Below are 7,036 nucleotides of genomic sequence, written 5' to 3'. Positions count from 1 at the left end.
CTATAAGCAGTCCATTCATCTTTTTTAACTGCTAAATTTTTTTCTAGAAAATCAATCTCTTTTTCCAAAGTTTGTTTTTTAAATTTAGCTGTCTCAATATGTTTACGGTCAGAGCCACGTTCACCACGCTTCAACTCAAAACCCTGTTTTTTCATATGCTCGGGGAATTTATCTTGTAACCATAACAGTTCTTGACGATTAAACACATTTAAAAATCGATTCCTAAACTTCAAGGAATCGATTTTTTGCTGCAATTTTCTTAACGTAAATGTTCAAATAGCCCCCACCTTCTATCTCGTCCAGTTGGTTTCCCCAGTCCATAAATATCAGATGAAGACAAGGCACTAAAAGTTTTTATAAAATTGGTTGATTTAGGTTTTACATTATGTTGCTAACTTTAATATTTACATTTGAATATTAAAATGTTACAGTACAGGCTAAGTATATTAATTAGTGAAAGGAGGTAATAGCTATGTTAACTGTTTTTAGAATCTTATTCGGTGAAAATACAAAAATCGGAAACCGTTTAGCTATTAAAGGGAGTAGTCTGTCCTTTTTTAAACTAAACAATGATATAAAAACAGTTGCCGGAGCTTTGCCTCTACTATGGATAAGTTTAAAACAAGATCATCAACATACTTGTTTTATGTAGTGAAATATGCATATTTGTATGTTTTGACTTTCGGCACCGGTAATTTTTATCTGTGTTTTTTTTGTGTGCAAAAAGAAATTGATTCTTAGGGACTGCTACTCCTTTCCAATTATTCTAATTACCACTAGAGCAAATTGTGAAAGGATGAAAGAAATGAATTTTAATAATAAAACAAAGTATGGTAAAATACAGGAATTTTTAAGAAGTAATAATGAGCCTGATTATAGAATAAAACAAATAACCAATGCGATTTTTAAACAAAGAATTAGTCGATTTGAGGATATGAAGGTTCTTCCAAAATTACTTAGGGAGGATTTAATAAATAATTTTGGAGAAACAGTTTTGAATATCAAGCTCTTAGCAGAGCAAAATTCAGAGCAAGTTACGAAAGTGCTTTTTGAAGTATCAAAGAATGAGAGAGTAGAAACGGTAAACATGAAGTATAAAGCAGGTTGGGAGTCATTTTGTATATCATCACAATGCGGATGTAATTTTGGGTGTAAATTTTGTGCTACAGGCGACATTGGATTGAAAAAAAACCTAACTGTAGATGAGATAACAGATCAAGTTTTATACTTCCATTTATTAGGTCATCAAATTGATAGCATTTCTTTTATGGGAATGGGTGAAGCTCTAGCCAACCGTCAAGTATTTGATGCTCTTGATTCGTTTACGGATCCTAATTTATTTGCATTAAGTCCTCGTAGACTTTCTATATCAACGATTGGTATTATACCTAGTATCAAAAAAATAACCCAGGAATATCCTCAAGTAAATCTTACATTTTCATTACACTCACCTTATAGTGAGGAACGCAGCAAATTGATGCCAATAAATGATAGATACCCAATAGATGAGGTAATGAATATACTCGATGAACATATAAGATTAACTTCAAGGAAAGTATATATAGCTTATATCATGTTGCCTGGTGTAAATGATTCTCTTGAGCATGCAAACGAAGTTGTTAGCCTTCTTAAAAGTCGCTATAAATCAGGGAAGTTATATCATGTAAATTTGATACGATACAATCCTACAATAAGTGCACCTGAGATGTATGGAGAAGCAAACGAAGGGCAGGTAGAAGCCTTTTACAAAGTTTTGAAGTCTGCTGGTATCCATGTCACAATTAGAAGTCAATTTGGGATTGATATTGACGCTGCTTGTGGTCAATTATATGGTAATTATCAAAATAGCCAATAGTATTGAACAAGGTATATAGCTGATATAATAAGGTGAATTTTTAAATAATATTAATGCAATTAATATTATTTTGATAACTCAATTATGCTAGTATTTTCTTCAAATATGAATGGACTACTGGGTGGAAGATAATTAACTAATCTGTATTCTTCTAATTTGAAATGAATAAGTTTCAAAGTACTAAGATATAGGATTAGTCATCCATTTTTTTTAAATCAGTTTAACTAGATGTTTTGTTTGTCGAATGACAAAAAACTCTTATTTAGTATAAATGAATAGATAATCCTTCCAATAATAATTGGGAGGATTTTTTATTCTCCCTAAATACAAATGTAAGTTAATGAAATATATACTTGAAGATGTTTATGGCATTCTAAAAATGTAGTCTTTGGCAGTTAATTTATGTAGTCTCTCTAGAGAACAACTTGAAAGTATTCGGGAATGCGTTCAGCTTCATAAAACCCTCCTCAATTATATAATCTGAAACCCTCTTGCTAAGTTCTTCTTCAACTTTTTGAAAACCTTTTAATATCATTTGATTTCTCACTTTATTAGCGTTCGTAAAAGTACACGTTTTCGAACACCTCAAAAGCAACCGGAAAACAGAAAAAGAACGTTCGTAAATGTGGCCATCCACTTTGCGAACGTTCTTCTGTTTCAAGCTAAATTTACGAACGAATTATTGCTGTTTTTTCATTTTTATTTATGTATTTTTTACATCCGAAGGCGACAAGTGAATTCCTTTCACCACCCCGATTTGGGGTGGTGTATAACTGGGCACTTTGCGTGAAGACTCTCTGCGCCTTTCAGCGTTCCAACTCTTGGTCTCTTTTTCTAGCAATATTGTTTTCTTTTTCTTGCTGACGCTCTTTTTGCCATTCCTTGAATTTCTCCAGCTGGGATTTTGCAAATTCCATCAAAACATTCAACTGGCTTTTCAGGGTTTTGTTTTCCTTCTGCAAATCGAGATTTTCTTTTTTCAAACCGTTATTTTCTTTCTGCAGCTGCGCCGTTTTTCTTTTTTCTTGGTCCAGTTTCCGATCGCTGTCGATCACGTTATCGACCATATCGTCAAATCGCTTTTCATGAGCCTCGATGGTCCTTTCGATGGCTTCCGTGGCCTTCGCTCTTGCTTTAAGTGCTTCAAAGTCCTCTACAGGCAATTTTACGTGGTTCCGGTCAAATAGAGAGGGTTTAGTGACTTGCAGCTCATCGACCTTCTTAGAAGCCGTCAGCGCGTTTCTGAGGGCTTCTGTTTCCTTCTCAAGGGTTTTAATCTCTTCATTGAGCGTTAACGCCTTAAAACGGCTCATTTCAATGTGTTTCCGGTCAGAGGCAATGCCCCGTTCGACTTCAAAACCAACACTTTGCATGTGTTTTGGGAATTCTTCCTGCATCCACTGCAACTCCTGCCGATTGAAGACATTCTTGCCCTGGAGTTTGCCGTCACGCATCGGAACGACCCCTAAATGCATGTGAGGCGTTTTCTCGTCGTTGTGAACCGTCGCATAAGCGATATTTTGTTTGCCGTAGCGTTCCGAAAACAATTTATGGCTTTCCTCGAAAAACCGTTTCTGTTCAGCCGGATCTAACCCATCAAAAAATTTCCGGTCCGATGTCACCAGCAGCTCATTTACGAGCACGGCATCTTTTCGGGTTTTCCGTTCGCTTACTTTTTGGCTCTCGATGATGGCTTTTACTTGTTGGTTGTAATCAATTTTCTCTTGATGCAGCAAATCATAATTCAAATGTTCACGGTCCGGATCGATGTCTGGATTCGTCCGACTTTCCCGTTCTCGCTGGTTGTGAAATTGCATGCCCTTTAAATCTGGACTCTTCATTTTCTGCATCCGTACCACAGCAAAACTCACAAAAACACGCCCCCTTATTTCGGTCAACTTCCATGTAAAGTATAGCACACTATACTTTATATCCATAAAGTGTGTGCTCTGCGAGGCTATTGGCTCTGCCAACAAAACCCTGCATACTGATTACCAGTATGCACAAAACCTTTAAGACCTTTCTTTTTTTTACGAGAAAAAAGAAACAAAAAAACCTGACCTCTGCCACCTCAGCAAAAGGGGGATTTGCTCTCGTGGCTCGTTTAAAAAAGACAAGGGACAGGTCGTATTTTTCAAAACGCTGCGCTGAAAAATCTCCACCTTAAACCCTTGTCTTTTTTATTTTGTCCGTTATGTTTTTCGTACCGAAAGCCGTACTCAGCAAAATCAAAATTTGCTCGACTTTCGGTTTTCCAGGATAACGGACAAAACCACTTAAAATAACAAAAGACACGAGAATGATCTCTCGTATCTTTTGTATTCTTATTCAACAATCGCGCCCGATTGCAGTATAAATTTAACGGTCGTTCATCATGTTCTTATTTATCAGAGCTTGTGCTATAATTATTTTAAGTTTATAAGAAGGAGAATTAATATATGGGCATTTTTAGTATTTTTGTAATCAACACAGTTGATTATCAACCAAACAAAAAATAAGTGGTTATAATGAATCGTTGATAAGCAAAATTCATTATAACCGCATTAAAGAGGGTTATAATGAACAAAAAAAATATAAAAGACAGTCAAAACTTTATTACTTCGAAACGTAATGTAGATAAAATAATGACAAATATAAGCTTAAATGAACATGATAATATCTTTGAAATTGGCTCAGGAAAAGGGCATTTTACCCTTGAATTAGTACAAAGGTGTAATTTCGTAACTGCTATTGAAATAGACCATAAATTATGCAAGACTACAGAAAATAAACTTGTTAATCACGATAATTTTCAAGTTTTAAACAAGGATATATTGCAGTTTAAATTTCCTAAAAACCAATCCTATAAAATATTTGGTAATATACCTTACAACATAAGTACGGATATAATACGCAAAGTTGTTTTTGAAAGTATAGCTGATGAGAGTTATTTAATCGTGGAATACGGGTTTGCTAAAAGGTTATTGAATACAAAGCGCTCATTGGCGTTACTTTTAATGGCAGAAGTTGATATTTCTATATTAAGTATGGTTCCAAGAGAATATTTTCATCCTAAACCTAAAGTGAATAGCTCGCTTATCAGATTAAATAGAAAAAAATCAAGAATATCGTACAAAGATAAACAGAAGTATAATTATTTCGTTATGAAATGGGTTAACAAAGAATACAAGAAAATATTTACAAAGAGTCAATTTAACAAATCCTTAAAACATGCGGGAATTGACGATTTAAACAATATTAGCTTTGAGCAATTCTTGTCTCTTTTCAATAGCTATAAATTATTTAATAAGTAAGTTAAGGGGTGCGTAAACTGCACCCCTTAACTTGTCTTGTTTTGCTTAAACAATCTTGGCCCTTTTGTTGAATTACTCTTTAATAAAATAATTTTTCCGTTCCCAATTCCACATTGCAATAATAGAAAAGCCATCTTCATCTGCTTTTTCTTCATCATCTGTATGTATTAAATCGCCATCTTCTGCGTCATCAAGATTTAATTCCTTATGAATTTCCTTTAATAAACCACCATATGAAATTAATCTTTTTCGATAAAGTCCTTCCTCCAAATCAGCTAAACGCTGCAAATTTCTTTCTTCGTCATCAGTCATAAAATCTGTATCTTTTACTGGATATTTTGCAGTTTCATCAATGGCTGATTTTATATCAGATTTATGTTTATTTTTTGGTCGAATCATTTGGACTTTAACGTTTGGATCATAATCTAATTTCATAGCTCTTTTCCAAAATTGAATCCATTGCTTTTGATTCACATAGTTTTCAGTGTTATAAAAATAAGTGCTTTCTACACAAACCAACACATGCATGTGTTGGTTATAAGAATTATCTATATTATTTACAGTTACTTCTGTCGCTCGCATAAAACCAACTAAGTTTTTATTAATTTTCTTATATTTCATCATACGATTAAAACCTTTTGACATATCCGATAAACTTTTATTTAATTCAGTACCATCATAAACATTTCTAACGGTCAACGTAAGGAAAAGCCAACGAACTGTTGGTTTTTGTTTGATAACTTCTGCAACAACCTTTTGTGACTGAATACCATGCTTCATTGCTCTCCTCCAGTTGCACATTGGACATAATCGAGATTTACAAAACCACACACGATATAACGTTTTTTCTCCCGTTTCATAACTCACTTTATATTCAAGTACCTCTGCACAATCTTTTACACGTTCAGCCTTTTTAAATTCAAGAATATGCAAGAGTTCAAAATAATCTACATTTGCCATTTTCTTTTCTCGCCAAGGTCTTATTTTTCCACTTTTTGTTTTGTCGATTAGTACACTTGATTTTTCATCTGAATTAATGCTATTATTATTGCACATAATTAATACAGAAACCCCCTATGTAAATTTGTTTTTGTGTGGTAACTTAAACAATAACATAGGGTATTTTTCTGTGCAAGGATTTTTAAAGGTTCATTAACCTTATAAAGCCAATCACACCAACACTTTAAACGCGATGTAAACTATAAAAATAAAAACTTGTTGTTTCTATATGTATCAAGATAAGAAAGAACAAGTTCAAAACCATCAAAAAAAGACACCTTTTCAGGTGCTTTTTTTATTTTATAAACTCATTCCCTGATCTCGACTTCGTTCTTTTTTTACCTCACGGTTATGAGTTAGTTCAAATTCGTTCTTTTTAGGTTCTAAATCGTGTTTTTCTTGGAATTGTGCTGTTTTATCCTTTATCTTGTCTACAAACCCCTTAAAAACGTTTTTAAAGGCTTTTAAGCCGTCTGTACGTTCCTTAAGGAATTCCTTAGTGCTTTCATAGATTAAACTCACATCACGCTTTAAATCGCTTATTTTAGACTTTAAAGACTTATTTTCTTCAAGCAACTCATTATAATCATTTACATTTTCGTTAAATCGCTCTACAAGACCACTATATTTTTCTTTAACTTGCCCATGTTCTTTACTTAATTTTTTATATTCTCTCGCCATATCAGTACTCATGAGATTTCTAACATGCTGTTTTAACTTATCGTTATCTCTCGCAGCAGTCACTAAGTTTTTATAGTCACGCTCCGATATAACAACATTTTTAGTTGGTTTCTTTTCTGTTTTCATTATTTCTTTTCCTAAACCAAACATGGACTTTTCACCCGTTGGCACTTCAACATTTTTCATGTGTCGTTTCGCTGGTACTTCT

The 7,036-nt window shown here is 33.7% G+C and carries 6 protein-coding genes and 2 pseudogenes; 4 read left to right on the top strand and 4 right to left on the bottom strand.

The window, feature by feature from the left end; genetic code table 11:
- Window positions 1-209 (bottom strand): annotated as a pseudogene (locus KA867_RS01820) (plasmid recombination protein); the annotation flags it as partial.
- Window positions 210-472: 263 nt separating this feature from the next.
- Between KA867_RS01820 and KA867_RS01815 the strand changes: the two are divergent.
- Both KA867_RS01815 and cfr read left to right on the top strand, forming a co-directional pair.
- Window positions 473-652: a hypothetical protein gene (locus tag KA867_RS01815; protein ID WP_013356267.1), complete on the top strand. Its 180-nt coding sequence runs from the start codon at window positions 473-475 to the stop codon at window positions 650-652.
- 153 nt (window positions 653-805) lie between these two features.
- On the top strand, window positions 806-1,855 hold the full coding sequence (gene cfr / locus KA867_RS01810; RefSeq protein WP_001010505.1) for a 23S rRNA (adenine(2503)-C(8))-methyltransferase Cfr: 1,050 nt from the start codon (window positions 806-808) through the stop codon (window positions 1,853-1,855).
- An 806-nt stretch (window positions 1,856-2,661) separates the two neighbouring features.
- Here cfr and mobV read toward each other — a convergent pair.
- On the bottom strand, window positions 2,662-3,726 hold the full coding sequence (mobV, locus tag KA867_RS01805) for a MobV family relaxase (RefSeq protein WP_172684477.1): 1,065 nt from the start codon (window positions 3,724-3,726) through the stop codon (window positions 2,662-2,664).
- Between the two features lie 567 nt (window positions 3,727-4,293).
- On the opposite strand from mobV, the gene ermCL reads away from it, so the two are divergent.
- Together ermCL and erm(C) are read left to right on the top strand one after the other, a co-directional pair.
- A complete protein-coding gene (ermCL, locus tag KA867_RS01800) occupies window positions 4,294-4,353 on the top strand; it encodes a 23S rRNA methylase leader peptide ErmCL (protein WP_014158491.1) in 60 nt (19 codons plus the stop codon).
- 60 nt (window positions 4,354-4,413) lie between these two features.
- Complete coding sequence (gene erm(C), locus KA867_RS01795; protein ID WP_014125936.1) at window positions 4,414-5,148, top strand: 23S rRNA (adenine(2058)-N(6))-methyltransferase Erm(C); 735 nt, start codon at window positions 4,414-4,416, stop codon at window positions 5,146-5,148.
- A 72-nt stretch (window positions 5,149-5,220) separates the two neighbouring features.
- Here the strand turns inward: erm(C) and KA867_RS01790 are convergent, their stop codons facing one another.
- Together KA867_RS01790 and KA867_RS01785 are read right to left on the bottom strand one after the other, a co-directional pair.
- The gene (locus KA867_RS01790) at window positions 5,221-6,204 is read right to left on the bottom strand and encodes a protein rep (RefSeq protein WP_014125933.1); all 984 of its coding nucleotides are present in this window, start codon (window positions 6,202-6,204) and stop codon (window positions 5,221-5,223) included.
- A 243-nt stretch (window positions 6,205-6,447) separates the two neighbouring features.
- Window positions 6,448-7,036, bottom strand: a pseudogene (locus KA867_RS01785) (MobV family relaxase); the annotation flags it as partial.

Source organism: Staphylococcus sp. GDH8C109P (genome assembly GCF_017893405.1).
In the GTDB taxonomy this organism is placed as follows: Bacteria; Bacillota; Bacilli; order Staphylococcales; family Staphylococcaceae; genus Staphylococcus; species Staphylococcus cohnii.
This window is presented reverse-complemented; position numbering and strand designations above follow the sequence as displayed.

Bases quoted from the DNA above. Each gene is read 5' to 3' on its own strand.
- cfr (WP_001010505.1), top strand. From the start codon at position 806: ATGAATTTTAATAATAAAACAAAGTATGGTAAAATACAGGAATTTTTA.
- KA867_RS01790 (WP_014125933.1), bottom strand. From the start codon at position 6,204: ATGTGCAATAATAATAGCATTAATTCAGATGAAAAATCAAGTGTACTA.
- KA867_RS01815 (WP_013356267.1), top strand. From the start codon at position 473: ATGTTAACTGTTTTTAGAATCTTATTCGGTGAAAATACAAAAATCGGA.